The 994-nt window shown below is 38.2% G+C and carries 1 protein-coding gene and 1 pseudogene; one reads left to right on the forward strand and one right to left on the reverse strand.

The window, feature by feature from the left end; genetic code table 11:
• Nucleotides 1–199: pseudogene (locus tag H8S63_RS20450) on the forward strand (DDE transposase); the annotation flags it as partial.
• Here the strand turns inward: H8S63_RS20450 and H8S63_RS19750 are convergent.
• Nucleotides 171–994 (reverse strand): TaqI-like C-terminal specificity domain-containing protein (locus H8S63_RS19750; protein ID WP_304522351.1); only part of this gene is annotated, 824 nt, incomplete at its 5' end. The pseudogene H8S63_RS20450 and the gene H8S63_RS19750 sit on opposite strands and share 29 nt — an antisense overlap.

The following is a 994-nucleotide window of genomic DNA, read 5'->3' on the forward strand; positions in this document are numbered from 1 at the left end:
TACTGATACCAAACTCTTATGGGAAGGTATTGTATGGCTTCATCGTCATCTGTGCAAACATTGCCAGACCTTGCACATACAACGTCCCCGTAACAAGTATCTTGATGTACGCCGTGCCTATCTTGCTTATAGCAAACTGCGTAAACGCAGGAAATCACAGACTCGTATGATTACACGAAGGTTACTTCAGTTATTGGAAAATTCAATACTGCCAACAGATAATCCAAATGATCGCCTGTCATAATATAACAGGCATTGTTCATTACATAATTGTTGGCATCATATGCAAAAGCCATTTGGTTTCCGATTATTTTCCATACAATTTTTGGCTTAGAAAAATCCTCCCAATAACTGATGCTATCTTGTGTTTCAAACCACTCGTTACTAGTTTTCTTTCGGGCTTTTATTTTTTTGCCATTAACAATATGAGTTTCTCCTGTTTGTTCTAAACGCTCTATGCCAATTGACAGAAGATAATTTTTCACCGCAGGATAACTTTCTATATCATAATGCCGCGAAGGAAATGTGGCTATAATCCACAAGTCCGCCCATTCATATTCATATCTCTTGATATCCCTGCCACGAAGAATCGGTCGTATAAGTTCAGCCGTCCGAACACGTTCATCTTCTGTTTGACAATTCGCTAGTATCTCATCACGCTTTTCGGTAGAAATGATAAAAGCATCATTGAAACCAGTTTTTATCCCATAGTTGATTTGGATGTTCCAATCCTTCAAGGGTATTCCCACAGACTCAATCTTCTGCTTGATGCTCTGTTCAATGGGAGACAATATCACCCATGGGATAGAATCTGCAAAGTTACACTTCACGCCTTGTTGCTGCACGAAATCGCTCAAATTATTCAAGCCATTCGAATCTTGTACCAAACAAGCTTGTGTGTTAAAAATATTTGCTGCTTTTTGAGATAAAAGAATATTTGCTTCTACCGTTATTGCATCGAATATTTTTATGCCTGCAAAATCTACCAACATAA

This window comes from Bacteroides sp. NSJ-39, assembly GCF_014287315.1.
Taxonomy (GTDB): Bacteria; Bacteroidota; Bacteroidia; order Bacteroidales; family Bacteroidaceae; genus Bacteroides; species Bacteroides finegoldii.